Origin of the sequence: Comamonas sp. CMM02 (assembly GCF_014851485.1) — a bacterium.
Taxonomy (GTDB): domain Bacteria; phylum Pseudomonadota; class Gammaproteobacteria; order Burkholderiales; family Burkholderiaceae_C; genus Comamonas; species Comamonas avium.
In genome coordinates, this window is record NZ_JACUZW010000001.1 from 997258 (window position 1) to 1022962 (window position 25705).

Annotated in this window: 19 protein-coding genes and 2 tRNA genes; 5 read left to right on the forward strand and 16 right to left on the reverse strand. The window is 58.0% G+C overall.

Features of this window, described 5'->3' with window-relative positions; translation table 11 throughout:
* Window position 1: 1 nt before the first annotated feature.
* The 3 genes from IB213_RS04550 to IB213_RS04560 form a co-directional block, all read right to left on the reverse strand.
* Window positions 2–1303 carry a Y-family DNA polymerase gene (locus IB213_RS04550; protein ID WP_192405532.1) on the reverse strand — a complete coding sequence of 434 codons (1302 nt, stop codon included), beginning with the start codon at window positions 1301–1303 and terminating at the stop codon, window positions 2–4.
* 238 nt (window positions 1304–1541) lie between these two features.
* Window positions 1542–1618, reverse strand: a tRNA-Met gene (locus tag IB213_RS04555).
* A gap of 47 nt (window positions 1619–1665) precedes the next feature.
* Window positions 1666–1750: transfer RNA gene (locus tag IB213_RS04560), tRNA-Leu, on the reverse strand.
* 39 nt (window positions 1751–1789) lie between these two features.
* Here IB213_RS04560 and cysM point away from each other — a divergent pair.
* The 3 genes from cysM to IB213_RS04575 all read left to right on the forward strand — a co-directional run bounded on the left by cysM (window position 1790) and on the right by IB213_RS04575 (window position 3706).
* Window positions 1790–2698 (forward strand): cysteine synthase CysM, encoded by a 909-nt coding sequence (gene cysM / locus IB213_RS04565; RefSeq protein WP_191723638.1) that lies wholly within the window; start codon window positions 1790–1792, stop codon window positions 2696–2698.
* Window positions 2699–2775: 77 nt separating this feature from the next.
* Complete coding sequence (locus tag IB213_RS04570; protein WP_192405533.1) at window positions 2776–3387, forward strand: NUDIX domain-containing protein; 612 nt, start codon at window positions 2776–2778, stop codon at window positions 3385–3387.
* A 91-nt stretch (window positions 3388–3478) separates the two neighbouring features.
* Window positions 3479–3706, forward strand: a complete 228-nt coding sequence (locus IB213_RS04575) for a sulfurtransferase TusA family protein (protein ID WP_191723640.1) — start codon at window positions 3479–3481, stop codon at window positions 3704–3706.
* A gap of 73 nt (window positions 3707–3779) precedes the next feature.
* Here IB213_RS04575 and galU read toward each other — a convergent pair whose 3' ends face one another.
* From galU to hemC, 6 genes are all read right to left on the reverse strand, one after another.
* Window positions 3780–4667, reverse strand: a complete 888-nt coding sequence (gene galU / locus IB213_RS04580) for a UTP--glucose-1-phosphate uridylyltransferase GalU (protein ID WP_191723641.1) — start codon at window positions 4665–4667, stop codon at window positions 3780–3782.
* 74 nt (window positions 4668–4741) lie between these two features.
* Window positions 4742–7639: a valine--tRNA ligase gene (locus tag IB213_RS04585; protein ID WP_192405534.1), complete on the reverse strand. Its 2898-nt coding sequence runs from the start codon at window positions 7637–7639 to the stop codon at window positions 4742–4744.
* 175 nt (window positions 7640–7814) lie between these two features.
* Window positions 7815–9101, reverse strand: coding sequence for a heme biosynthesis protein HemY (locus IB213_RS04590; RefSeq protein WP_192405535.1), 1287 nt, complete (start codon window positions 9099–9101; stop codon window positions 7815–7817).
* 23 nt (window positions 9102–9124) lie between these two features.
* The gene (locus tag IB213_RS04595; RefSeq protein WP_192405536.1) at window positions 9125–10225 is read right to left on the reverse strand and encodes a uroporphyrinogen-III C-methyltransferase; all 1101 of its coding nucleotides are present in this window, start codon (window positions 10223–10225) and stop codon (window positions 9125–9127) included.
* Window positions 10209–11006, reverse strand: coding sequence for a uroporphyrinogen-III synthase (locus IB213_RS04600; RefSeq protein WP_192405537.1), 798 nt, complete (start codon window positions 11004–11006; stop codon window positions 10209–10211). Before IB213_RS04600 ends, IB213_RS04595 begins: the two co-directional genes overlap by 17 nt.
* Before the next feature lie 10 nt (window positions 11007–11016).
* A complete protein-coding gene (gene hemC, locus IB213_RS04605; protein ID WP_192405538.1) occupies window positions 11017–11952 on the reverse strand; it encodes a hydroxymethylbilane synthase in 936 nt (311 codons plus the stop codon).
* A gap of 91 nt (window positions 11953–12043) precedes the next feature.
* On the opposite strand from hemC, the gene ppc reads away from it, so the two are divergent.
* Window positions 12044–14896, forward strand: a complete 2853-nt coding sequence (gene ppc / locus IB213_RS04610) for a phosphoenolpyruvate carboxylase (RefSeq protein WP_192405539.1) — start codon at window positions 12044–12046, stop codon at window positions 14894–14896.
* A 318-nt stretch (window positions 14897–15214) separates the two neighbouring features.
* On the opposite strand, the gene IB213_RS04615 is transcribed toward ppc, so the two are convergent.
* Window positions 15215–15697 carry a Fur family transcriptional regulator gene (locus IB213_RS04615; protein WP_192405540.1) on the reverse strand — a complete coding sequence of 161 codons (483 nt, stop codon included), beginning with the start codon at window positions 15695–15697 and terminating at the stop codon, window positions 15215–15217.
* A gap of 111 nt (window positions 15698–15808) precedes the next feature.
* Window positions 15809–16825, reverse strand: a complete 1017-nt coding sequence (locus tag IB213_RS04620) for a cytochrome-c peroxidase (RefSeq protein ID WP_191723649.1) — start codon at window positions 16823–16825, stop codon at window positions 15809–15811.
* 327 nt (window positions 16826–17152) lie between these two features.
* Here IB213_RS04620 and IB213_RS04625 point away from each other — a divergent pair, with 327 nt between their 5' ends.
* Window positions 17153–18799 (forward strand): acyl-CoA synthetase, encoded by a 1647-nt coding sequence (locus IB213_RS04625; protein ID WP_191723650.1) that lies wholly within the window; start codon window positions 17153–17155, stop codon window positions 18797–18799.
* 337 nt (window positions 18800–19136) lie between these two features.
* Here IB213_RS04625 and IB213_RS04630 read toward each other — a convergent pair whose 3' ends face one another.
* The 5 genes from IB213_RS04630 to IB213_RS04650 all read right to left on the reverse strand — a co-directional run bounded on the left by IB213_RS04630 (window position 19137) and on the right by IB213_RS04650 (window position 25679).
* Window positions 19137–20348, reverse strand: coding sequence for an ABC transporter substrate-binding protein (locus IB213_RS04630; RefSeq protein WP_191723651.1), 1212 nt, complete (start codon window positions 20346–20348; stop codon window positions 19137–19139).
* Between the two features lie 142 nt (window positions 20349–20490).
* Window positions 20491–21666 (reverse strand): lytic murein transglycosylase B, encoded by a 1176-nt coding sequence (mltB, locus tag IB213_RS04635; protein WP_192405541.1) that lies wholly within the window; start codon window positions 21664–21666, stop codon window positions 20491–20493.
* Window positions 21663–23681, reverse strand: coding sequence for a DUF3488 and transglutaminase-like domain-containing protein (locus IB213_RS04640; protein ID WP_192405542.1), 2019 nt, complete (start codon window positions 23679–23681; stop codon window positions 21663–21665). The genes mltB and IB213_RS04640 overlap by 4 nt, the downstream gene beginning before the upstream one ends.
* A gap of 58 nt (window positions 23682–23739) precedes the next feature.
* Window positions 23740–24762, reverse strand: a complete 1023-nt coding sequence (locus tag IB213_RS04645) for a DUF58 domain-containing protein (protein WP_192405543.1) — start codon at window positions 24760–24762, stop codon at window positions 23740–23742.
* A complete protein-coding gene (locus IB213_RS04650; protein ID WP_191723655.1) occupies window positions 24762–25679 on the reverse strand; it encodes a MoxR family ATPase in 918 nt (305 codons plus the stop codon). Before IB213_RS04650 ends, IB213_RS04645 begins: the two co-directional genes overlap by 1 nt.
* Window positions 25680–25705 lie beyond the last annotated feature (26 nt).

The following is a 25705-nucleotide window of genomic DNA, read 5'->3' on the forward strand; positions in this document are numbered from 1 at the left end:
GTCAAGCCTGTGCAACTGGTAAATCTTCATAGCGCATGGTGTACAGCGGGCTGCGCATGGCTTGCTTCATGCGCCAGCCAGTGCTGTCCTGGCCGGGCAGGCCGCAACTGGCCAGGTGAATGGTTTGCTTGCCGTAGCGCGCATTGATGGCATCTACGGCCTGCATCAAATGCGTGGAGGTGCTTGGGATGTCAGCGTCGGCAAACAAATCGCTGGTTCTTGGCTGATGGGAGGGCTGCAAGCCCAGCAAGATGACACCCGCTTTGCTCAGTGGGTGCCCGGCTTGAAAAAAACTGCGCGCTGCGTGGGTCGCTGCCTGAACCAGGCTGCGTGCATCGTTGCTTGGCTGGCGCAGCGGCACCGTCATGGCTCCGTGCCAAGGCAAACCTTGGCGAAAGGGTGAGGTGTAGGCAAACACATGTACCTGCGCTGCAAGGACACCCGCAACACGGGCTTTTTCTGCCGCACGAGATGCAAATTCACTGACGGCTTCCAATAAAGGGGGCAGCGTATGTACGGCCTGCCCAAAACTGCGCGTGCATGCTATTTGCTGTTTGGCTGCAGGCGCGTTATCCAGTGTCAAGCAACTGATGCCTTGCAGCTCGCGCGCGGTGCGCTCCAGTACCACGCCACCCATGCTGCGTGCCAGCGCTGAGGGGAGTTGTGCCAAATCGTATGCGGTGGTGCACCCTGCCTTTGCCAGCTGCGGGCCCATGCGCCGGCCAATTCCCCAGATGGCGGCCACGGGAGTGTGTTGCAGCAGGGCGATTTGCTGGGAGGGCGATATTTCCTGCCAGTTGCACACCTGGGCCCAGGCTGGTGAATAGCCACCTTGCCGGCGTTCTGCCTCTTTGGCGATGTGGTTGCAAAGTTTGGCCAGGGTTTTGGTTGGCGCAATGCCTATGCAGCAGGGAATGCTCAGGCACCGCTCTATCCGCTGGCGAATGGCGCGTGCCCGTGTGGTGAGCTGGGCGATGCCTTCTAGTCCGCCAATGAAGCATTCGTCAATGGAGTAAATTTCTTGACTGGGCCCGAGCGCAGAGGCCAGACGCATCATGCGTGCGCTCATATCGCCATACAAGGAAAAATTGGCCGACAGGGCTGTGATGCTGTGTGCAGCCAGCTGTTCTTGCAGCTGGTAATAAGGCTGGCCCATCTTGACGTGGACCTTGGCCTCATTGCTGCGAGAGATGACGCAGCCATCGTTGTTGGACAGCACAACCACGCCGCGCTGCGCCAAGCGCGGGTTGAAAGCGCGCTCGCAAGAAACGTAGAAGTTATTGCCATCAATCAGTGCGAACATGGGTTAACTGTATATCCATACAGTTAACTTCGCCATGAAGCCATACAAATGGCTGCGCTTGGAAGGTGGTCTGACCCCGGTTGCAGGCGCTTGTGATGGGGCAGATATGGGCTGAAGACGGGTTTTTTCAGCCTTCAGATATCCACTTTGAGAGAGTGGATAGAAATTTTTTTGCGAAAGACAAAAACAAAAAAGGCCAACGTGAGTTGACCTTTTTTGTTTGAAGCCTAAGCTTGATTGGTTGCGAGGGCTGGATTTGAACCAACGACCTTTGGGTTATGAGCCCAACGAGCTACCAGACTGCTCCACCTCGCGATAATTCTGGATATGCCTTGATGACAACGCTAAACACCATTAAGGTATGGTGCCCGAGGCCGGAATCGAACCGGCACGCCTTGCGGCGGCGGATTTTGAGTCCGCTGCGTCTACCAATTCCACCACCCGGGCGTCATCAGTGCATGAACGGAATTATGGCACATTTATGGAATGAAAAAAGAATATTCTTCAATTGAAGCGGCAATTGGTTCAACTCCCTTGGTCGCGCTGCAGCGTATTGATGCGCTAGCGAATACAGAGCGCGGCAATGTGTTGCTGGGTAAGCTGGAAGGCAACAACCCAGCTGGCTCGGTGAAGGATCGTCCCGCGTTGTCGATGATTCAGCGCGCACAAGAGCGCGGTGAAATCAAGCCTGGCGATACCCTGATTGAAGCGACGTCTGGCAATACCGGCATTGCACTGGCCATGGCTGCGGCCATCAAGGGCTACCGCATGGTGCTGATCATGCCGGAGGACCTGTCTATTGAGCGCGCGCAGACCATGAAGGCCTATGGCGCAGAACTTATTTTGACCCCCAAGAGCGGCGGTATGGAATATGCGCGTGATCTGGCAGAGCAAATGGTGGCGCAGGGCAAGGGCGTAGTGCTGGACCAGTTTGCCAACGAAGACAATCCGCGTGCGCACTATGAAACCACAGGCCCTGAAATCTGGGAGCAAACGGGCGGTGAGATCACGCACTTTGTGAGCGCCATGGGAACAACGGGCACGATCACGGGTGTGGCCAAGTACCTGAAGGAAAAGAACCCCAATATTCAGATCATTGGTGCGCAGCCTTCTGAAGGTTCGCGCATTCCGGGTATTCGCAAGTGGCCTGAGGAGTACTTGCCCAAGATTTACGACGCCAGTCTGGTCGATGAGCTGGTGTATGTCAGCCAGGACGATGCCGAAGACATGTGCCGTCGCATGGCGCGTGAGGAGGGTATTTTTGCGGGCATCTCGGCCGCGGGTGCTTGCTGGGTCGCGCAGGAGATTGCCAAGCGCGAGCACAATGCCACTATCGTATTCATTGTGTGTGACCGTGGTGATCGCTATTTGTCTACGGGCGTGTTTCCTGCCTGAGCGGGCGTTTCATGCCTGAAAGGTCGCACCGGTTGCGGCCTTTTTTTTGCCCTTTTCTTTGTGAGAAAGCTTGCTCTATGAGCCATGAGATGCGTTTTTGCCCCAATTGCGCCACACCGTTGCAGTGGATTGCCTCGCAAGAAGACAGCGGGATGAAAGATCGCCTGCGCTGCGTGGCCTGTCACTGGACGCACTGGGGCAACCCTACACCGGTGCTGGCAGCCGTGGTGGAAAACGACCGGGGCGAGGTATTGCTGGCGCGCAATGCGATGTGGCAGGAGGGGGTGTTCGGTCTGATTACCGGTTTTATGGAAGCCGGTGAATCCCCGGAGCAAGGTATTTGCCGCGAGGTGATGGAAGAAACCAGTTTGCGCGTGAAAGCACTGCGTATCTTGGGGTCGTGGGAATTTCTGCGCATGAATCAGGTACTGGTGGCCTACCACGTGCGTGTGGATGGGGATGTGAAACTTTCGCCTGAGCTGCTGGAGTACCAGTGGAAGACGCCACAAGAGGCCCGCTGCTGGCCTTCGGGCACCGGTTATGCCCTGGCACACTGGGTGCGCAGCAAGGGCGTGGAGCCACAGTTTGGCGCCTTCAGGCCAGGGCAGTCGCCAGAGCCAGACCCGGTCAAGTGGCCGCCCAGGCCGTGGGCAGAAGATGCCCGGTTTGTTCTGCCACCACTGTTTTGAATGCCAGATGTGATCTGGGCTTTGCGTGCAAAGCTACTGCGGCAGCTGCAGCGGGTGCCTACAATGTGCGTCAGTTATAGGAAGCATTGCCATGAATATCTACCGAGAAATTGACACGCGCGGTTTGAACTGCCCCCTGCCTATCTTGAAGGCCAAGAAGGCATTGGCAGACATGGTCAGCGGGCAGTTGCTCAAAGTGGTGGCCACCGATACCGGCTCACTGCGCGACTTTCAAGCGTTTGCCAAGCAAACGGGTAATGAGCTGGTGGAGCAAAGTACGGTAGGTGCCGAGTACATCCATATCCTGCGTCGCCGTTAAAACAATAGCTGCTAGCGTAAGAAAGGCCTGCAATTGCAGGCCTTTTATATTTGAAACGCTTACAGCATGGGCGTTAGATGCTCAGATTTTTGAGATAGTCGCGAAAGTGCTCCCCCACGTCAGGGTGTTGCAGGGCCAGCTCTACCGTGGCTTCCAAGAAGCCTTCTTTGCTGCCGCAGTCGTAGCGCTTGCCTTGGTACTGAAAGGCGTACACGGTTTCGTGCTTCATCAGGCGTTCAATCGCATCGGTCAGCTGAATCTCACCACCCACCCCTTGGGGCTGGTTGCGAATTTCCTCAAAGATACGCGGCGTCAGCACATAGCGGCCTGCGACACCCATACGCGAAGGTGCTTTTTCTGGCGCGGGTTTTTCCACGATCTCGTCGATGCGCATCAGCGGGCCACCGGCTGCCTCGCCCTTGACGATGCCGTAGCGCTTGGTGTGCGACAAAGGCACTTCTTGCACGGCCAGCAGTGAGCGGCCCTGCTTTTGAAACGCCGTGGTCATCTGCGCCATCACGCCGGGGCCACCGGCCTCACCAGTCATCAAGTCGTCGGCCAGGATGACTGCAAACGGTTCGTTGCCCACCAGCGGCTCGGCGCACAACACGGCGTGGCCCAGACCCAAAGAGCGGGGCTGGCGCACGAACAGGCAGTTCATGTCCGCCGGTGCAATGCTGCGCACCAGGTCCAGCATGGCGTGCTTGCCAGCGCGCTCCAGTTCGTTTTCCAGCTCGTAAGCCGTGTCGAAATGGTCCTCGATGGCGCGCTTGCTGCGGCCCGTCACAAAAATCATGTCGCGGATACCCGCTTCGTAGGCTTCTTCTACGGCGTACTGGATCAGCGGCTTGTCCACCACAGGCAGCATCTCCTTGGGGGATGCTTTGGTGGCCGGTAAAAAGCGGGTGCCAAGGCCGGCCACGGGGAATACGGCTTTGCGCACTCGGGTTTGATTGGACATGGTCAATCCTTCTTGTTCGGGATGGAAAAAAGGCGCAGTTGCCTGCGCCTTTTTGTCGCTCAACTCAAAGCATATCAGCCCAGGCGGGCCAGTTGCTCCTGAATGCGGGTCAGTGTGGTGCCAAAGTCAGCCACGCGTTTTTTCTCTTGCTCCAGCACAGCTGCAGGCGCCTTGGCGCAGAAAGCTTCGTTGTTCAGCTTGCCATTGGCCTTGGTGATTTCACCTTCCAGGCGCTTGGCTTCTTTGCTCAAGCGGGCCTTTTCGGCTTCTACGTCCACTTCAACGAACAGTGCCAGACGGGCATCTGCCACCACGTTCACGGGCGCCGACTGGGCTTCGGCTTGCCACGCGGCTTCGGTGTCAAAGACCTTGACTTCGCTGAGCTTGGCCAGGTTCTTCAGCACATCTGCGTTGGCACGCAGGAACTGCGTCGCCTCTGCGGTGTCGCCCATGACCAGCAGTGGCAGGCGCAACGCAGGCGAGACACCCATCTCGCCACGCAGCGTGCGGCAGGCATCGACCATGGCCTTGATGCGGCCCACGTAGGCGATGGATGCTTCGTCAATCTTCTCTGGCTGGGCTTCAGGGTAGGCCGCGACAGCGATGGAGTCGCCTTGCTTGCCAGCCACTGGAGCCACCTTTTGCCACAGCTCTTCCGTCACGAACGGGATGATGGGATGGGCCATGCGCAAAATGGTTTCCAGAACGCGGATCAGCGTGCGACGTGTGGCGCGTTGCTGGGCTTCGTTGCCGGTCTGGATCTGTACTTTGGCAATTTCCAGATACCAGTCACAGAACTCGTTCCAGACAAAGTCATAGATCGTGTTGGCGACGTTGTCCAGGCGGTACTCGCTAAAGCCCTTGGCCACTTCAGCCTCGACCTTTTGCAGCTGCGAGACGATCCAGCGGTCAGGCTGGCTGAACTGCAGGTAGCCACCGGCGCAGTCTGCTCCCGAGTGCTCTTTCAAGCCGCAATCAAAGCCTTCGCAGTTCATCAGTACAAAGCGGCTGGCGTTCCACAGCTTGTTGCAGAAGTTGCGGTAGCCTTCGCAGCGCTTGCTGTCAAAGTTGATGGAGCGGCCCAGCGATGCCAGCGCAGCAAAGGTAAAGCGCAGTGCGTCAGCACCGTAGGCAGGGATGCCTTCGGGGAATTCTTTTTGCGTGTTCTTGCGCACCTGGGGAGCGGTTTCGGGCTTGCGCAGACCGGTGGTGCGCTTGTCCAGCAGGGGCTCCAGCGAGATGCCGTCAATCAGATCGACCGGGTCCAGCACATTGCCTTCGGACTTGGACATCTTCTTGCCCTGCGCATCGCGCACCAGACCGTGGATGTACACATGCTTGAATGGCACGCGCCCGGTGAAGTGCTTGGTCATCATGATCATCCGGGCGACCCAGAAGAAGATGATGTCGTAGCCAGTGACCAGCACGGAGGACGGCAGGTACAGGTTGAAGTCGTCGTCAGCAGCGTCGGTCTGGTTGGGCCAGCCCATGGTGGAAAACGGCACCATGGCGGACGAATACCACGTGTCCAGCACATCGGCATCGCGGCGCAATGTTTTGCCGGGGGCTTGTGCCTGGGCTTCGGCTTCGTTCTTTGCGACGTAGATGTTGCCTTCTTCGTCGTACCAAGCTGGAATCTGATGGCCCCACCACAGCTGGCGCGAGATGCACCAGTCCTGGATGTTGTTCATCCACTGGTTGTAGGTGTTGACCCAGTTTTCGGGCACAAACTTCACATCGCCCGAGGCCACTGCATCGATGGCCTTTTGTGCGATGGATTTGCCTGTGGCGTCACCCGTGCCTTCATTGGCTACCTTGCTCATGGCAATGAACCACTGGTCGGTCAGCATGGGTTCGATCACCTGGCCGGTGCGGTCGCAGATGGGAACCATCAACTTGTGCTTCTTGATTTCGATCATCAAGCCAGCTTCTTGCAGATCAGCCACGATGGCCTTGCGGGCGACAAAGCGGTCCATGCCGCGGTATTTTTCAGGCGCTTCGTCGTTGATCTTGGCGGTCAGCGTCAGCACGCAGATCATGGGCAACTGGTGACGCTGGCCGACCTGGTAGTCGTTTTGGTCGTGGGCCGGTGTGACCTTCACTACGCCGGTGCCGAACTCGCGGTCCACGTATTCATCAGCAATGATGGGAATCTGGCGACCCACCAGTGGCAGGGTTACGGTCTGGCCGATCAGGTGCTTGTAGCGTTCATCTTCCGGGTGCACCATCACGGCCACGTCGCCCAGCATGGTTTCGGGGCGGGTGGTGGCCACGACCAGCTGACCTTCACCGCTGCTCAATGGGTAGGCGATGTGCCACAGCGAGCCGTCTTTTTCCTGGTTTTCAACTTCCAGATCAGACACTGCAGATTGCAGCACCGGATCCCAGTTCACCAGGCGCTTGCCGCGGTAAATCAGACCTTGCTTGTACAGCGTGACAAAGGTCTCGGTGACCACGTTGGACAACTTTTCGTCCATGGTGAAGTACTCGCGGCTCCAGTCCACGGTATCGCCCATGCGGCGCATTTGTGTGGTGATGGTATCGCCGGACTTTTCTTTCCACTCCCACACTTTCTTTACAAACTCATCGCGGCCTAGGTCGTAGCGGCTGACGCCTTGGGCTTGCAGTTGACGCTCCACCACGATTTGCGTGGCAATGCCAGCGTGGTCGGTGCCGGGAATCCAGGCCGTGTTGTGGCCCTTCATGCGGTAGTAGCGCGTCAACGAGTCCATGATGGTCTGGTTGAAAGCATGACCCATGTGCAGCGTGCCCGTCACATTGGGGGGGGGCAGCTGGATAGAGAAGTTCTGACCTGCGGCAGTGGCTTGCGCACTGGGCTGGCCCGTGCCGCGGTAGCCCGCATTGCCATAGCCGCGCTTTTCCCATTCGGGGCCCCAATGGGCTTCCAGTGCGGCGGGTTCGAAGGATTTGGACAGGCTGTTCAGACCTGGCTGGGCAATGGATTCACTCATGGCGGATTCGCAAATGAAAACGGCATCCTGCAGGGGATGCCGTCTGTAGGCTGTTAGCTGAAAGGACGGATTGGGTTTGATTTTACCGACCCAGCCCAGAGATAGGGCGAGCGGGGCATTGTTTGAAGTCAAATTGGCTGCCAGCGCTTAGCCAGTATGTGCTGACAGCTATGCTTTATCTAGAAAGTGCGTGCAAAGCCGCTTCGCGCCAAGCCCTGGCAGCGGCAGCGGTGTCTTCACGCTGCTCAGCCATGATAGCCAGGGCCTTCCAGGCGCTGGCACGCAGCGGGGCATCGCTCAAGCGGCCCACAGCACTTTGCAGCAGCTGTTCGCCTTTGCCCCACAGCTGTCGCTGTACACAGGCCATGCCTGCCAGATACAGCAGACGTGGCTCTTGAGGTGCTGCACGCTGTGCAGATTCAATGCGTGCCAGCCAGTCGGCATCCAGTTCGTCCAGCGCCTGCTGCAAATTGACGAATAAACGCTGGACTTGCGCGCCGGACAGGGACTGGGGTGCTTGCAGAAACTGCTCCCAGACGGGGAGCAACCAAGTGCGAGCCTGGGATGGGCTGCCTTGCAGCTCCATCAGTTTGCGGGCTGCCGCCAAAGCCACATCAGGGGCGCGCTGGTCTGCAGGCTGCAAGCCATTCCAGGCGCGCTGCAGTTGATCTGCATCGTGCGTGTGCTGCAACTGCTCCAGGATCAGGCCCCGGGTGATGCTGTCGGCTGCTTCTTGCGACAGACCGCCATGTTTGGCCAGAAGCCGTGCCGTATCCAGGGCCGATTGCGTAGCGTGGGCCAAACGGCTGGCCTTGAGCTGAATGCGCAAGGCCATGGTGCGGCGGCTGGCTCCCGGGGGCAGCTGTGCCAAGCGCTGCAGCGCTTCTTGGGGATCCCGGTCATCCAGCGCCCAGCGCGCAGCGCGCATTTGCGCACCTTCGCGCACCTCTTGTTGCTGCAAGGTGCCATTGGCGGGCACATCGTTCATGGCTTCTTCGTAGTGCTCGTTACGGGCCTCTACATCGCGCAAGGCATGGGCGCTGTCAGCGGCCAGCATGTGAGCAATGGCACGCAAAGTGGCATCTTGCGGCACGTCAGCATGCTCGGTGCGCAGTTCATCGCTAAGTTTGAGCAGGACAAGTGCAGATTTGCGGGCACGGACATAGCGACCAGCCTGCAGGTGGGACAGACTTTCCACCAGGGCCTGGTACATCTGGCGCTCTTTTTGTTGCTGGCGCCAGCGCTTGGCCTGGTGCGGCAACATGACCAGTACTGAAAAAGCCCGCAGGGCGGCGTAGCCGGTGGCAAACACAGCGAGCAGCAACAGCAGCACCATGTTGAGCGACAAATCGACCCGATATGGAAGCCAGAACAAGGTGACAACGCCCTGGTTGTTACCGGCAAACAAAGCCAGTGCCACAGCCAAAGCAAACAAACCTACAAACCAAAGTGCAGCGCGCATCATGCGGTAGTTCCTTTGTGCACTTAAAGGCCGGCGGCGGCGGTAGACAGTGTGGCCAGGGTCTCATCCAAAACTGGTTGCGTGGTCGCCTGCATGTGGGTCTGCAGTTGTGCCAGTACAGCTTGCGCCTGGTGTGTGCGGCGAGAGCCGGGGTCAAAGAATTTACTCAGCGTGGTCTGCGCAGTGCTGATGTCGGTGCGGGCTGCCTCATATTGACGTGCCAGCACGGCCAGGCGTGCGTTGAGCAGCTTGAGCTTGAGGTTCTCTCGCACGAAGAACGCTTGCTCCGGTGCCATGAGCATGACGTCAGCATGCTCAATCCGGCTCACGCGCAGTAAATCACGGGTTTCTTCGCGTGTGGCCTGCCAAATTTTTTGTCCCCAGTCACTCCACCATATCCATTGCGTAGGAGATGTGGCTGTAGCGTCAGTGTCTGTGCTGCCTGGCTCAGGGGCCTGACGCCGTGGCTGGCGCTGCTCGCTGGGGACGGGGGCACCAGTGCGTACGTGCATGTCGTCGACCATGCTGACGACCGCATCGAGCCGCGCCAGCAGGCTGGCCGTGTCGGTCACTGCCGATTGCGACAGTCGTTCCAGGTCGCGCTCCATGGCTTGCTGAACAGGTACCAAACGGGGCTGTGCCGCCCGTTCAATCCGCTTGATGCTGCTTTGCAAAATTGCCACCAGAGGCTCGGTACTGCCTGTCAGTTGTGTTTGCTGCTGGGCCATGCGAATGGCTGATTCGATATCCACCACCAGGGTTTCATCCCGCGAGCGGGTCAGGTTCTGAACCAGAGCGTCCAGCTGTCCCCGCTGCAAGCTGACTTCGTTGACGCGCACGTCCATGACCGAAAGCTTGGCGTTGGCATCGCGCACCAGATCTTGCGACTCACGTGCCAGAGCGCGGGCTTCAGTGGCCTGGGCGGTAGCGTCTGCGGACTGGCGGGCCAGTTGTTCTTGCATGCCGTCAACTTTTTGCCACAGCAAAAGACTGCAGCCAAGGCCTGTTGCGCCAATCACCAGAGACAGCCATGTCCAGCCAGGCGCTGCTGGGCGTGGTGCATGCAGCGATTCAAAAGGAACAGCTTGGGAGGGGATAGGAGCGCCGTCAGGGGTGGTGGTCATGCAATGATTTTATCGAGGCCACGATGCTTTGCACGGTTGGCATGGTTTCAATGATGCGGCCAAAGCCGGCCTGGTGTGCTTGCTGGGCGATGCGTGGGTGTGTAGCCAAGGCTGTGTGTGCTTGCCAGGACCAGTCGGTGTTGGAAAGACGCAAATGTTGCACGCACTCAGAGCTGCTGAACAACCACACTGCTTGCAGGGTGCGCAGCGTTTCAATGGTTTGCAGGAGCGCAGGTGTCGCTTGTGGTGCCATGCGCTCGTACACAGCAGCGAAATCGACCCGTACACCGCGTTGCCGTAATTGCTCGGTCAGCCACTGGCGGCCTTGGCCAGCGGCATCATGCCCATCACCGCCACGGACGATGAGTACTTTTTGACCGCTGCAGATTTGGTGCTGAACATGTGTCCACAGCGATTCCGAATCAAATTGTGGAGCGTCTGGTGAAGGCTGGGTCAAGCTGAGGGGTGAAATTCCTTCGGAAAACAAGACCTTGGCAGTTCCGGGGCCAGGGGCCCAAAAGCGTGTGTGTGCAGCCGGGCGCAGTGCTTGTGCGCGCAGCTGAGCAAAAAAGTAACGTGCCGCATTGCCGCTGACGAACATGATGGCGTCGTAGCTGCTCAGTTGCTGCAAAGCCGCGTGCACGGTAGCGAGCGCATGCGGGCTGCGGCTGGGGCCTATTTCCATCATCGCAAGTGCAGTGGCCTCAATACCTTGCGCCTGCAACTGCTGCACCCACAGCGCTGCATCAGGCTGTGGGCGGGTTACAACAAGGTGTGGCATGCCTGCAGATTCAGGACTGGGTGCAGATCTTTGCGCCTGCAGCTTGCAAATGTGCGGCCACTTGCGCGCCTAAGGCTTCGGCTTGTGCCAGCGTAGTGACCGTGGCTGTCTGCTGCGCGCAGATCAGGGATTGAACGCCTTGCGGGTCGCCCCAAGCCGCATCGATGCGCATCAGATCACCATCCAGCACTGCGTGTGCAGCCAAGGGCACGGAGCAACTGCCACCCATGCTGCGGCTTACCGCGCGTTCAGCAGCAACGCGCAGCCAGGTTGGCATGTGCACCAGTGGGGCCAGGGCCTGTGCCAGGTCCTGGCGGTCGGCTCGAATTTCGATACCCAAAGCGCCCTGGCCTGCAGCAGGCAGCATGGTGGCGGGGCTGAAAATGGCGCGAATGCGGTCTTGCATGCCCAGGCGTTTGAGGCCAGCGGCAGCCAGAACAATGGCGTCGTACTGGCCTTCGTCCAGCTTGCGCAGGCGTGTATCCAGGTTGCCACGCAAAGGCTCTATCTTCAGGTCTGGGCGCAAGGCTTGCAGCAGCACTTGGCGACGCAAGCTGGAGGTGCCAACCACTGCCCCCTGGGGCAAAGCATCCAGACTGTTGTATTTGGGTGACACGAACGCATCGTGCGGGTCTTCACGCTCCATGACGCAAGCCAGGGCAAAACCTTGCGGCATATCCATGGGTACGTCTTTGAGTGAATGCACGGCGATATGGGCACGGCCTTCTTCCAGCGCAACTTCCAGCTCTTTGACGAACAAGCCCTTGCCACCGACTTTCGAGAGCGTGCGATCCAGGATTTGGTCGCCTTTGGTCGTCATTCCAAGCAGCTCAACGGTGTGCCCACGTGCTTGCAACAAGGCCTTGACATGCTCGGCTTGCCACATGGCGAGTCGGCTTTCACGGGTGGCGATGACGATGGAGAGGGGGGATGTTGCTACGGTCATGACTTTCAATACGCTGGCTCGTGGCCTTTCAATCAACGGGCGATGCTAGCATGCTGTGTTGCCATAGAAACCGGCTGGAGTATTCACAGAAATGACTGCTGCGATAAAGAAAGACCGAGATCAACGTGCCCGTGCTTTACCAAGCAAAGCAGCGCGTAAAAACGACAAAGATCAGCCGCTGATTGACGATATTCGTCTGCTGGGCCGTATTTTGGGGGACATTATTCGCGAGCAAGAAGGTGTCGCGGTCTATGAGCTGATCGAGCAGGTACGACAGCTGTCAGTGGCATTTCGTCGAGATCAGGACCATGAGGCGGACAAGACGCTCAAGAAGCTGCTCAAAGGCCTGAGCACGGATCAAACGGTGAGTGTGATCCGTGCGTTCACCTACTTTTCTCACTTGGCAAATCTGGCGGAAGACAGGCACCACATCCGCCGCCGTGCAGTCCATGAGCGAGCAGGTAATACGCAGGAGGGCAGCATTGAGGTGGCGCTGTCCCGACTGCGCTGGGCCGGCATTACACCCGATGAAATTGCGCATACCTTGGCGCAGGCTTATGTCTCCCCCGTATTGACGGCGCACCCGACGGAAGTGCAGCGGCAAAGTATTTTGCAAGCAGAGCATGACATTGCCCGCTTGCTGGTCGATCGCGATGACATCTTGGCGCGCGCGCAACTGTTTAACAGCGCCAAAGATGCGTTGACCCCTCGCGAGCTCGCGACCAATGAGGCCATGCTGAGGGCTCGTGTGGCGCAGCTGTGGATGACGCGTCTGCTGCGCTACTCCAAATTGACGGTGGCCGACGAAATTGAAAATGCCCTGAGCTATTACGAGGCTACGTTCCTGCGCGAAATTCCAAAAATTTATGCGGCACTTGAGGATGCGCTGGAAGGTCAGACGGTTCATAGCTTCTTGCGCATGGGGCAGTGGATCGGAGGGGACCGTGATGGCAATCCCAACGTGACGGCTCCCACCCTGGAGCTGGCATTGCGCCGTCAAAGTGATGTAGTGCTGCGTCACTATCTGACGGAGGTGCACTACCTCGGGGGGGAGCTGTCGGTTTCAGCGCGGCTGGTTGAGGTCTCTGCCGCGATGCAGGCACTGGCGAGTGCTTCGCCGGATAACAATCCCCATCGGCAAGATGAGCCATATCGCCGGGCATTAACAGGTATTTATGCGCGTTTGGCCGCATCGTTAACGCATTTGACGGGTGGCCAGGCTGCCCGTCATGCTGTGGCGCCGCACAACCCTTATCTGAATGCGCAGGAGTTCCTGGAGGATTTGCAAATCATTCATGACTCTTTGCAAGCACACCATGGTGAGAGTCTGGCTGTACAGCGGCTGCATCCTTTGATGCGTGCGGTGCAAGTTTTTGGTTTTTGTTTGTCGACGGTAGATTTGCGGCAAAGCTCTGACAAGCATGAAGCGGTCATGGCTGAACTGCTGGCCGTGGCGCAGGTAGAAAACCACTACGCCCAATTGGATGAAGCGGCAAAATGCGCCTTGTTGCAGCGCTTGCTGCAAGAGGCGCGCCCACTGCGTGTCATGGGTGCAAGTTATTCAGACTTGGCCTGCAGCGAGCTTGCCATTTTTGAAATGGCAAAGACCATGCGCCAGCGCTATGGGCGCGAAGCCATCATTCACTACATCATCAGCCACACAGAGTCCGTCAGCGACCTGCTGGAAGTGCTGCTGCTGCAAAAAGAAGTGGGCTTGATGCAAGGCACTTTAGAACAAGCAGATGCCTCGCTGGATCTGATTGTGGTGCCTTTGTTTGAGACGATTGGTGATTTGCGGGCGGCATCTGCCATCATGCGCGCCTACTTTGCAGTGCCTGGCGTAGCAGGGCTGCTGCAGCGTTCGGGTGCTGTGCAGGACATCATGCTGGGGTACAGCGACAGCAATAAAGACGGGGGCATCTTTACGAGTAACTGGGAGCTGTATCAGGCAGAGCTGGCACTGGTTGAGCTGTTTGATGAACTGCAAAAGCAGTTTGGTTTGCGCCTTCGCATGTTTCATGGGCGCGGCGGTACCGTAGGGCGTGGCGGAGGACCCAGCTATCAGGCTATTTTGGCGCAGCCACCAGGGACTGTGCGCGGGCAAATTCGTCTCACAGAACAAGGCGAAGTCATTGCCTCCAAATACTCCAACCCGGACATTGGACGAAGAAACCTGGAAACCCTGGTCGCCGCGACGCTGGAAGCAACGCTGCTGCAGCCCACCAAATCTGCCACCAAGGCTTTCTTGCAAACAGCTGAGCTGCTGTCCCAGTCCAGCATGGGGGCCTACCGCAAGCTGGTCTACGAGACCGCAGGCTTTGCCGATTACTTCTTCAGCGCGACACCGATCCGTGAAATTGCGGAGCTGAACATTGGCTCACGCCCTGCATCGCGCAAGGCAACGCAGGCCATTGAGGATTTGCGTGCAATCCCTTGGGGCTTTAGCTGGGGGCAATGCCGTCTGACGCTGCCGGGCTGGTATGGCTTTGGGTCTGCGGTGCAGGCGTTCTTGCAGGCGCAGGGCGCAGATCCTCGGCGTCAGCTTGCACTGCTGCAAAAAATGTATCGCCAGTGGCCTTTTTTTAAAACCTTGCTCTCCAACATGGACATGGTGCTGGCCAAGAGTGATCTGGCGCTGGCTTCACGCTACAGCGAGTTGGTGACAGATGCACGTTTGCGCAAGCGCATTTTCTCCAGCATTGAGGCTGAATGGCTGCGTACCACCGAGGCCCTGGCGCAGATTACCGAAGAGAGTGATCGACTGGCCAGCAACCCCGCGCTGGCACGTTCGATCCGCCACCGCTTTCCCTACATTGATCCGCTGCATCATTTGCAGGTGGAGCTGGTACGCCGTTGGCGCACGGGGCAAACGGATGAGCGTTTGAAGAACGGAATTCACATCTCTATCAACGGTATTGCCGCCGGGCTGCGCAATACAGGTTGAGGCTGCAATAAAAAAGGCCTGCATCAAAGATGCAGGCCTGGTCTCCTCCGCTCTGATGAGTCTCAGAGCATTCCTCATTTATTGGGTTCGCTAGTGCGTTGGGTGGATTGTAGGAATGAATCGGCCCGCTGCGTGTGAAAGGGTTAATTTTTATAAAAGATGTCTTATATAAAACATCTTTTTTTTTGGTGGTAAAAGGCGGTGTGCCTGAAGGTTGATTGATTGTAAGTATTTGATTTTTATTGTTTTTATATAGTTTTGTAATGTTTGAAAATAGTGTTGTTCACGTTGCTTGTTTGAAATAACCAAGCCTGGCAATCAGCCTCTCTGGTTATTTGGCTGCTGTTTCTGGGCTGTGCATTGCGTTGGGCGCTGGCGAACACGCACAATCAAATCCAGTCCGACCAGTTCCAGATTTTCGGAAATGACGGGAAGACTAGGCCATTGAAGTATTTCAGCCGGAAGGTCTTCCAGCATGCCCGTGTCTTCGTGATAGATGTGGGAGTGCGTATCTGTGCGAGAGTCATAGACGGTGCGCTCCGGATCCAGACGCAGCGCTCGCAGCAACCCTTTTTCTACGAACAAAGGCAGCGTGTTGTAGACCGTGGCGCGAGAAAGACTGGGCAAAAAGTGGCGTGCAGACAGCAAAATGTCATCGGCCGCCATGTGCACGGGGCTGTGCAGGAGAACTTGAGCAATTGCCATGCGCTGGCGCGTTGGTTGAATGCCGGCATCGCGCAAGCGCGTTTCCAAGTCGCTGTCAGTTGTCGGGAGGGGGGCAGGGTGGTGAGAAACCGTCATGTGTCTTCAGGTCTGATCTGCAAAGCAATATCCGTAAAAGCCGCCATTGCAGCTTTTACGGATCGAAGCCCTTGGCGAGGCTGGATGCAAGACCCATACGGGTCTTGGTGATTACTTCTTGGCGAAAGGCTCAGGGCGGGGAGTCTTGTCGCTGGAAGGTGGCAATATCGGCATCATGATCTTGGGTTGATCGCCAGTCAGTGTCTTCAGGAAAGCGACAATCTTGGCATTTTCTTCTTTGGTGAAGCTCTTGCCCAGCTGTACGCGGCCCATGGTATCCACGGCCTGGCCCAGTGTGTCTGCAGCGCCGTCGTGGAAGTAGGGGTAGGTCAGCTCTACGTTGCGCAGAGTAGGAACCTTGAAGTTGAAGCGGTCAGCGTCGGTGCCAGTCACTGCAACACGGCCTTCTGCGGGGTTGTTGGTCTTGTAGGGCTCGACAACACCCATGCGCTGGAAGGAGTTACCACCCACAGCCGCACCGTTGTGGCAAGCCACGCAGCCGCTGTCACGGAACAGGGCGTAGCCTTCCAGTTCAGACTTGGTCAGGGCCTTTTGGTCACCTTTGAGCCACTTGTCAAAGCGCGAATTGGGCGTCACCAGTGTTTCTTCAAAAGCGGCAATCGCATCGGTCACCTGGTCGATGTCGATCTTGTCTTTCTTGAATACTTTCTTGAAATCAGCCTGATAGCCAGGGATGGAGTTCAGCAGATCTACAGCCAGTTCGTGGGTGAACGCCATTTCGCCAGGGTTGGCGATGGGGCCACCTGCTTGCTCTTTCAAGCTGCCGGCACGGCCATCCCAGAACTGCGCCACGTTCAGGCTGGAGTTGAGCACTGTGGGCGAGTTGATGGGGCCTTCTTGCCAGTTGTGGCCAATGGAGGTCTTCAGGTTGTCGCTGCCACCCATGGACAGGTTGTGGCAGGAATTGCAGGAAATGAAGCCCGACTTGGACAGGCGTGGATCAAACCACAGCTTCATACCCAGCTCGACCATGGCGGGGTTGGTAACAGTTGCTGCAACCAAAGGAGTGATGGGTTCGTTGTTCGGTTGCATGGCCCAGCTAGGGGCAGCAGCAAAACCAGCGACGATCATGGCGGCTGCAACGAGGGGACGCAGTTTGATTTTCATGTGTGGCTCCAGAGTACTTGTCGTTTTCGAATGCATGACGAGCCTGTAACCCGCGCGCCATGGTTATCTGCTCCGTCTAGTCGTGAGGCTTTTCGGTGTCTACAGAGTGCGTCACCTTGAGTTACACGCTTTAGACCCAGTCCAGATAACGATTTGATTTCACCCGATACTGAAATTAGTGATATTGCGCGGCATCAAAAGATCAGGCGTTGCGTAGTCTGCACAAGCGGGTTTTTGCTGATGTTGCGAAGAGGCCGCATTACATGACAGTGTGGGGTGTTTTGAAACTTGAAAAACACACCCCACAACAAGATGGAGCGCAGGGAGATGCACAGTAAATTTGATCAACATCTGGATCGCAATGCTGCCAATTTCGCGGCATTGAGTCCGCTGAGTTTTTTAGAACGCACAGCCTCGGTATATCCGGAAAAACTGGCGATCGTGCATGGCTCTTTGCGACAGGACTGGGGCATGACTTATGCCCGTTGCCGCCAGCTGGCCAGTAGTTTGCAGCGAGCGGGCATTGGCAAAAACGATACGGTAGCGGTGATCTTGCCCAATACACCGCCCATGGTGGAGGCGCACTTTGGTGTTCCCATGTCGGGGGCCGTACTCAACACACTCAATACGCGTTTAGATCCTGAGGCTCTGGCGTTCATGCTGGACCATGGTGAAGCCAAGGCGCTCATCGTTGACCCGGAGTTTGCCCCCGTGATTGCCAAGGCACTGAAGCTGCGCACGCGTAGCGAGCCCCTGCTGGTGATTCAAGTTGACGATGAGGTCTACGGAGAGGCTGCTGCGCAAGTGGGGACGGTGAGCTATGAAGATTTTGTGGCGCAGGGCGATGCCAGCTTTGCCTGGGAGCTGCCAGAAGACGAATGGGATGCGATTGCCCTGAACTACACCAGCGGCACCACGGGCAACCCCAAAGGTGTGGTCTACCACCACCGGGGGGCTGCCACCAATGCCATCAGCAATGTGCTGGAGTGGGATATGCCCAAGCACAGCGTGTATTTGTGGACGCTGCCCATGTTCCATTGCAACGGCTGGTGCTTTCCGTGGACGGTGGCTGCGCGCGCAGGCGTCAATGTGTGCTTGCGCCGCGTGGATGCCAAGGCCATCTTTGATGCCATTCGCATGCACGGCGTTACCCACTACTGCGGAGCACCCATCGTGCAGTCGCTGCTGGTCAATGCATCTGAAGAGCTCAAGCAAGGCCTGCCTGCGGGCGTCAAGGCAATGGTGGCTGGTGCTGCACCGCCGGCTTCCATGATTGAAGGCATGGAGGCTTTGGGTTTTGACTTGACCCATGTATATGGCCTGACTGAAACCTACGGCCCGGCCACCGTGTGTGCCCAGCATGAAGCATGGAATGCGCTGGATATTGGCGAGCGAGCACGCCTGAATGCACGCCAGGGGGTGCGTTATCACCTGCAGCGCGAAGTGCGCGTGATGGACCCGGAGACGCTGCTGCCCGTGCCATGGGATGGTGAAACCATGGGAGAGATCATGTTTCGCGGCAATATCGCCATGAAGGGTTACCTCAAGAATCCGCAGGCCACTGACGATGCATTCCGCGGTGGCTGGTTTCACAGCGGTGACCTGGCTGTGCAGTACCCCGATGGCTACATCCAGATCAAGGATCGCAGCAAGGACATCATCATCTCGGGGGGGGAGAACATCTCCTCCATTGAAGTGGAAGATGTGCTGTACCGCCACCCGGCAGTGCTGGCGGCTGCGGTGGTGGCCAAGCCCGATGAAAAATGGGGTGAAACACCGTGCGCATTCCTTGAAATCAAAGCCGGGGCGCAGGTCTCGGAGCAAGACATCATTGCGCACTGCAAGCTGCATCTGGCTGGCTTCAAAGTGCCGCGTACGGTCGTGTTTGGTGAGTTGCCCAAGACCAGCACCGGAAAAATCCAGAAGTTTGAGCTGCGCAAGCAAGTGGGTTCGGTACAAGCTGTGGCGATGTAAAGCGCCGCGCACCAGCTTGGATGGGGCATTTTTCCCGGTCTGCTGGTGCTGTTTTCCCCCCGTTGGGGCGCTTGTGACTGTGCGGGTTGCTGCCTGGCGGCTCTTTAGTGCACCGGCCGGAACGCAGTGATGCCATGTACTTGCGATTCGGTGAGGCTTTACTTTTAAAAGATAGCTGTTGGCGCTTACACATCAAGGATTTCAAGGTGTTTTATATCTGAAGTGCTTGTAAACAAAGCGTTGGTAGCTATTAAATAAATGTTAAAAATAAAAAGCGCAGATTCAATCTGCGCTTTTTATCGGGACGGTGCTTATCAGTGCAGCCGCGGCAGTGGCATTACTTCCAGTACTGGCACTTGCTCTCTTCCTTGGTGGTCCAGACCTGGTCGGCCGGCAGGGTCTTGATGAGCTTGTAGTAATCCCAGGTGCCTTTGGATTCAGCGGGCGACTTCACTTCCATCAGATACATGTCGTGGGCGTAGCGGCCATCGGGGCGGATGCGGCCCTTGCCAAAGAAGTCGTTGATCTCCATGCCCTTCCAGGCGGCCATTACCTTGTCGGCTTCCAGGGTGCCTGCTTTCTCGACGGCCTTCAGATAGTTCCAGGCGGCTGAGTAGTCAGCGGCCTGAATTTCGCTGGGGCGACGCTTGGTTTTGGCCATGAACTTGTCGGCAAACTTGCGTGTTTCGGCGTTCAGATCCCAGTACCAGCTGGTGGTGAACTGCAGGCCTTCGGTGTTGCGCACGCCCAGGCTGTGGATGTCGCTAAAGAAGATCAGCAAGCCAGCCAGTTTCATGTCCTTGGTGACCCCGAATTCTTTGGCTGCCTTGATGGAGTTGACGGTGTCGCCTCCCGCATTGGCCAGACCCAGAATCTGCGCTTTGGAGTTTTGTGCCTGCAGCATGAAGCTGGAAAAATCTGAAGCATTGAGCGGCGTTTTCACTGAGCCCATGACCTTGCCGCCGTTGGCCTCGACGATCTTGGTGGTATCGGCCTCCAGCGCATGGCCGAAGGCGTAATCGGCCGTCAGAAAGAACCAGCTCTTGCCGCCGTTATCGACCACGGCTTTGCCTGTGCCTTTGGCCAGTGCCACGGTGTCAAAGGCGTAGTGCACCACGTAGGGACTGCACTGCTCATTGGTCAAAACCGAGGTGCCCGCGCCGTTGTCAACAAACACGCGTTTTTTCTCAGTGGCCACTTTGGCCATGGCCAGCGCGGTGGCCGAGTTGGTGCCGCCAAACACCAGGCTGATGTCTTGCTGGTCAATCCATTCGCGGGCCTTGCCTGCGGCAATATCGGCCTTGTTTTGGTGGTCGGCGCTCATCAGCTCAATGGGCTTGCCCAGCACCTTGCCCCCAAAGTCATCAATGGCCATTTGAATGGCGGTAGCGCCGTATTTGCCTTCCACATCGGCATACAGGCTGGACATGTCGGTGATGAAGCCGATCTTGACCTTGTCGGGCTCTTTGAACTGGGCGTGGGCGCCGCCGCTGGCCAGCCCCAGTGTGCAAAGTGCCAGAGCCACCGGCGTAAATGTCCAACGACGCATGCCAATCTCCTCGCAAGTAATGAAGCCCCCAGCGTGCGCTGTAGCAGGCTTGCTGCCTAGTAGGAGCATCCCATTGAGGGATTGCACGCAAAGTGCACGTTTGCCCGCTGTGCGCAGGCGGGTAAACGTGCTGTAGCAGTCTTTACTGTGCGTTGGCGGGCGCAGGCACGCTAAGGGCCGGTGTCGCCGGTGCGGGGATCGTGACTGGCATCGCAATGGCTGGGGTGCTGCCAGTACGCGCTGCCAGCACTTCTTGACCCAGATCGTACACAGCCATGGCGTAGTAGCTGGACCAGTTGTAGCGCGTGATGGTGTAGAAGTTTTGCGTGCCAACAACGTAGCTGGGGGCCGCGTTGCCATTGCGCAGTTCAATCAAGGCCAGCAGTCCCTGGTGTTCCATGCCGTCCTGTGGAATGACGCCCAGGCCTGCCATTTGCGCCGGGGTAAAGCTGGGAAGAATGTCTGGTGCCAGCAGCGTGGGAAGGTTCAGGCTGTCGGTGTTGAACAGCGCGGGATACCACACGGGTTGTCCCGGTACCCAGCCATGGGCTTTGAAGTAATTGGCCACGGAGCCAATTGCATCGGCAGTGCTGTTGAACAGGTCAATGCGGCCATCGCCATCAAAATCAACCGCCCACTGCGCCCAGCTGCTGGGCATGAACTGACCCAGTCCCATTGCTCCTGCATAGCTGCCGCGCGGTTCTGTGGTGGGGGTGCCGGCGTTGCGCATCATCACCAAAAATTGCTCCAGCTCACCTTGAAAGTAGCGCTGACGTTCTGCGGCACGCGGGTGGGCTTCAGGGAAATCGAAAGCCAAAGTGGCCAGACTGTCGAGCACGCGCAAGTTGCCCATATTTTTGCCGTAGATGGTTTCCACGCCAATGATGCCCACGACCATGGCGGCAGGAACGCCGAACTGTGCTTCGGCGCGGGCCAATGTCTCGGCGTTGTCATTCCAAAAGCGCACCCCTGCCTTGATGCGTATGGGGTCAATAAAGCGGCGGCGGTAGTCTGCCCAGTCGCGTGCCGTGGTATTGGTTTTGGGGGCTGGTGTCATCAAGCGTGGCACCTGCGGCAAAAATTTTGCTTGGGCCAGCTGTGCCTGTACCCATGTGGCATCCAGACCTTGGCGCGCTGCCATCTCTTTGGCCCATTGCTGGGCGTCAGTGCGCTGGCCGTAAGGCGTGTTCGATGTGGTGCTGGCGGCCTTGGGGGAAGGGGGCGTTTTGGTGCCGCTGTGCTGGGCATCAGCAGGCAGGTGGGTGGCGCACCCAGTAGCCAGAACGAGGAAGAGCAAAGGAGAGAGCAAGCGTTTCATGGTGTGCGAGATCGTGGCCAGGTCAAGGCGCGGTAACTGCTGCGCAAAGCGGCCAGGCTGGGGGTGTTTGGGCCATGCGGTGCATAGCGCCATTGTTCCATCTGCAGCAGCCACTGCTGCAGATGCGCAGATTCATCCCCCCATTGTGCTTGGGCTGTGCGGGCCAGCGCTTGCAGCCCCAGACTTTCTGCATGGGTAATGCCTGCCTGTTGCAGCTTGCGCCGGGCATGTGCGGCCATGCGCAGCCATGGGTCTTGAATGCGCCGTGAGCGCCAGCGCTGCAAGGCAAAAGCCATGGCGACCAAGGCAGCGGTGGCAGCAAACCACAGTGCTGCTTTGGCTGCGTTCCAGTGCGTCCACTGCAGATAGCCCAGCACACTGCTCTGGTTGTCGCTGGAATAGTTCAGTACCCAGTTGTTCCACCGGTGGTTGACGGCTTCCCAGTTGGCACGCAAATGCTGCAGCACATTGTGGCCCACCATATTGCCCATGGCGTTGTTGAGCAGCGTGGCGGGGGCGGGCAGGCGCTGCAGCTGTTCGGTACGTGCGGGGGATACGGCGGAGGTGGGGTCAACGCGCATCCAGCCTTCACTGGGCAGCCACACCTCGGTCCAGGCATGGGCATCGCTTTGGCGCACCGTCCACAAGCCATCCACGGTATTGCGCTCTCCGCCTTGGTAACCTGTCACGATGCGGGCAGGAATGCCTGCGGCGCGCATCAGCACGGTGAATGCTGAGGCAATGTGCTCACAAAAGCCGCGCTGACTTTCAAACCAGAAGTGGTCGGCAGTGTGCGCGCTGCTCACCTCACCCGGCTGCAGGGTGTACACATAGCCTCCATTGCTCAGGCGCGACAAGGCCGCCTGGATGATGGCCGTGTCGTCATTGCCGTGCAACTGGCGCAGCTCTTGTGCCCAAGCCGACGTACGGGGGTTGAGGTCTGTGGGCAACTGCAAATGCAGGTTGCGCTGGTAAGTGGACAGCTGCTGCCCGTATGCGTAATGCACGTAGGCTTGGGCCTGGTAACGCAGTACCTCCGTGATGGGGCGGGTGGTGAGCCATTGCAGGTTGGCTGTGGCGTGCGTGCGGCGTTGTGCAATGTTTGGTGCCTGCAGCGTCGCCTCCAGCGTGAGCAGCCAGCGTTGCTGGTGTGGCTCCAGCGTGACTTCATAGTTCACGGCCTCACCAAGGCCGGTAGCGGGCATGCCAGTGCCGGAGGGCAGGCCGCCATCAGAGGGAGCTCTCCAGTTGCGGCCATCAAAGTCGCTGAGTACAGGGCCACGGAAATACAGCAAACGCTGTGGCGGTGTCTGGCCGTCGGCGGTGTCAAAGCGTACGCGCAGAGCTACGCTATGGTTTTGTGCCAGTTGTGCCACTTGACCTACTGTCATGTCGTTGGACAGCCCGGTTTGCCCTTGCGCAGTCTGAGAAGGAAGCCCCCACAGTGGAGCTATACGCGGAAAACTGACAAACAGCACCAGCATGACTGGGGTCCCCAGCAGCATCAGCACACCCGAGGTACGCAGCAATTGCCGCAGGCGGGGGTAGCCTGCAGGCATGTGGGCGTTGACAAGTGCTGCCAGTAAACCCCAGACAGACAGCAGCATGGCTATGGCGATGGGCAGTGATTGCGAATGCAGGAACAACGTGAGCAGGGTGAAAAACCCGAGAAAAAAAATCACCATGGCATCACGCCGTGCACGCATTTCCAGGGTTTTCAATACCAGCAGCAGCACTAGCAATACGACCCCTGCTTCAGGCCCCGCAATGGAGCGAAACTGCAGCACCGTGCCTCCCACTGCCAGGGTCAGCAGTGCTGCCATCAGCCACTTGCCGGGCAGACTTTGACCGCAACGCGCTATCCACAGCCGCCACATCAGCAGGCACAGCGCAAGAGCACTGCTCCAGACGGGCAGGTAGGCCACCTGTGGCAGCAGCACCAGTGCCACCACCCCGAGCACCAGCAAGGTGTCTCGTGTTTCGCGCGGCAAGGTTGGGGGCGAATCAATTTTCATGCTTGATAGCTTTTAACGTATATGTCTGAAGCGCTAGAGTGCTATTTGGTCTGGAAAATTAATCATGCAGTGATGAAGGCTTGCCATCGATGGCAAGCGCTGCCAGGCAATCGTGCAGGTGCTGCACACCAGTGGCTGGCTCAATGCGCAGCCCGCTGGGCAGTTTCAAACCCCAGCGCCATTGCTGAGCGTGGGCCTGCAGCACCCACGCGGTCAGTCGCGCAATTTGCGCTTCTGGGTCTGCCAGCCTTGTGGCGCGCGCATCCAGCCACACGCTGTGGGTGTGCGGGCTGTAGTTGTTGCGCACCACCAGATCGCCGCTGCCTGTGGCCAGTGCAGTGGCGGTTTTCTTCCAGACCACGCTGCGCAGGGCATCGCCTCGCTGGTAAGCGCGCACGCCATCGTGTTCTGTGGAGCCAGAGCTGTGCGGCGCTGCAGTGGCTGGCTCTTCGTTGTCACCGTACTGGATGGGTGGGGCGGGCATTTCAGGCGCGGGGTAAACCAAGACGCGCCCTTCTGGCTGCCAGTAGCTCCAGATTCGAAAGACGCCCAGAGGAAAACGGCTCTCTAGCACCACACGAGGTACACGGTGCCAGCCGCGCTGATGGGGCACGCTGCCCAGCTCCACAGTGCACAGCTGCCCGGCTGTGACATCAGTGTGGACCCAGGCTAATTTTCCGTGTGAGCGGTTCAGGGCCACTGACAGGCCGTGGCGATCGCGTTGTCCTGCTGCGGTTTGAATGCCAATGGGAACGGTGGCACGGTCACCTTGGAACACGGGGTGCAGCGCTCCCAGGTGCAGCTGTAGCCCGTACACATTGCGGTGGCCCAGCCACACACTGGCCAGTGCACTGCCTGTTATCAAAAAAGTGAGTGCATAGCCCAGATTGAGCTGAAAGTTGATGGAGGCAATCAGCAGCACCAGCAGGGTCACGCCGAGCATGCACCCCGCTTTGGATGGGAGCACGTAGATATTGCGGTGCCCCAACGTCTGGCTCAGGCTGGGCTGCTGGCGGCGTGTGATCCAGTTGTGCAGAAATTGCCGCCATGGGCTGCGCGTAGGCAGTTGGCTGTCAGGCATCAGGCAACAGCCACGGCTTGCAGCATGGCTCGCGCTTGCTCAATGGTGCCGCGCCCTGAGCGTGCGACGGCATGCAGGCGGTGGGCCATGGTGGGGACAAACATGGCCTGCACGTCATCGGGAGAAACGTAGTTGCGTGCATGCATCAACGCATTCGCCTTGGCTGCGCGCAGCAAGGCAATCCCGGCACGAGGAGAGAGCCCTTGCACAAACCATTGGCCATTGCGTGTGGCTTCCAGCAGGTCCTGAACGTAGTGCAGCAGTGGGTCCGCTGCATGTACCTGCAGTACGGCCAGCTGTAAGTGCGCCAGCTCTTGCGCACTCAGTTGCGCGGCTAAATGATCTGCCTGTGAGCGGTGGCCGTGGTGGGCCAGAAGTTGCAGCTCCGCAGCACGGTCAGGGTAGCCTAGGCTGATGCGCATCAAGAACCGGTCGAGCTGGCTTTCAGGCAGCGGGTAAGTGCCGAGCTGCTCTTGTGGGTTTTGTGTGGCAATCACAAAAAAAGGCGTGGGAAGCGGGTGAGTTTTCCCTTCCACAGAGACTTGCTTTTCCTCCATGGATTCCAGTAGCGCGCTCTGGGTTTTAGGGCTGGCACGGTTGATTTCATCAGCCAGCAAGACTTGCGTGAAAACGGGACCCGGGTGAAACACAAAGCCTTCGCTGGCCCGGTCATACACCGAAACACCTGTCAAATCACTGGGCATCAAGTCAGAGGTGAACTGCACGCGTGCAAATTGCAGGCCAAAGCTGTGCGCCAGCGCGTGCGCCAATGTGGTTTTACCGACACCGGGAACGTCTTCAATCAGCAAGTGCCCGCCTGCCAAAAGGCAAGCAACGCAGTCTTGTACTTGCTGCTTTTTGCCAACGACCACCGTGTTAAGCTGATCCAAAAGAGACTGGATTTTGTGCAAAGTCATTGGCAAAAGTTATCCTAAAACAAAGA

What these genes read in the sequence shown, in the direction of transcription:
- IB213_RS04640 (WP_192405542.1), bottom strand. Translation starts at nt 23,681, where the DNA reads ATGAAAATTGATTCGCCCCCAACCTTGCCGCGCGAAACACGAGACACC.
- IB213_RS04590 (WP_192405535.1), bottom strand. Translation starts at nt 9,101, where the DNA reads ATGCGCGCTGCACTTTGGTTTGTAGGTTTGTTTGCTTTGGCTGTGGCA.
- mltB (WP_192405541.1), bottom strand. Translation starts at nt 21,666, where the DNA reads ATGAAACGCTTGCTCTCTCCTTTGCTCTTCCTCGTTCTGGCTACTGGG.
- IB213_RS04625 (WP_191723650.1), top strand. Translation starts at nt 17,153, where the DNA reads ATGCACAGTAAATTTGATCAACATCTGGATCGCAATGCTGCCAATTTC.
- ppc (WP_192405539.1), top strand. Translation starts at nt 12,044, where the DNA reads ATGACTGCTGCGATAAAGAAAGACCGAGATCAACGTGCCCGTGCTTTA.
- IB213_RS04600 (WP_192405537.1), bottom strand. Translation starts at nt 11,006, where the DNA reads ATGCCACACCTTGTTGTAACCCGCCCACAGCCTGATGCAGCGCTGTGG.
- cysM (WP_191723638.1), top strand. Translation starts at nt 1,790, where the DNA reads ATGAAAAAAGAATATTCTTCAATTGAAGCGGCAATTGGTTCAACTCCC.
- IB213_RS04615 (WP_192405540.1), bottom strand. Translation starts at nt 15,697, where the DNA reads ATGACGGTTTCTCACCACCCTGCCCCCCTCCCGACAACTGACAGCGAC.
- IB213_RS04570 (WP_192405533.1), top strand. Translation starts at nt 2,776, where the DNA reads ATGAGCCATGAGATGCGTTTTTGCCCCAATTGCGCCACACCGTTGCAG.
- IB213_RS04585 (WP_192405534.1), bottom strand. Translation starts at nt 7,639, where the DNA reads ATGAGTGAATCCATTGCCCAGCCAGGTCTGAACAGCCTGTCCAAATCC.
- hemC (WP_192405538.1), bottom strand. Translation starts at nt 11,952, where the DNA reads ATGACCGTAGCAACATCCCCCCTCTCCATCGTCATCGCCACCCGTGAA.
- IB213_RS04620 (WP_191723649.1), bottom strand. Translation starts at nt 16,825, where the DNA reads ATGAAAATCAAACTGCGTCCCCTCGTTGCAGCCGCCATGATCGTCGCT.
- IB213_RS04595 (WP_192405536.1), bottom strand. Translation starts at nt 10,225, where the DNA reads ATGACCACCACCCCTGACGGCGCTCCTATCCCCTCCCAAGCTGTTCCT.
- IB213_RS04650 (WP_191723655.1), bottom strand. Translation starts at nt 25,679, where the DNA reads ATGACTTTGCACAAAATCCAGTCTCTTTTGGATCAGCTTAACACGGTG.
- IB213_RS04645 (WP_192405543.1), bottom strand. Translation starts at nt 24,762, where the DNA reads ATGCCTGACAGCCAACTGCCTACGCGCAGCCCATGGCGGCAATTTCTG.
- IB213_RS04575 (WP_191723640.1), top strand. Translation starts at nt 3,479, where the DNA reads ATGAATATCTACCGAGAAATTGACACGCGCGGTTTGAACTGCCCCCTG.
- IB213_RS04630 (WP_191723651.1), bottom strand. Translation starts at nt 20,348, where the DNA reads ATGCGTCGTTGGACATTTACGCCGGTGGCTCTGGCACTTTGCACACTG.
- IB213_RS04550 (WP_192405532.1), bottom strand. Translation starts at nt 1,303, where the DNA reads ATGTTCGCACTGATTGATGGCAATAACTTCTACGTTTCTTGCGAGCGC.
- galU (WP_191723641.1), bottom strand. Translation starts at nt 4,667, where the DNA reads ATGTCCAATCAAACCCGAGTGCGCAAAGCCGTATTCCCCGTGGCCGGC.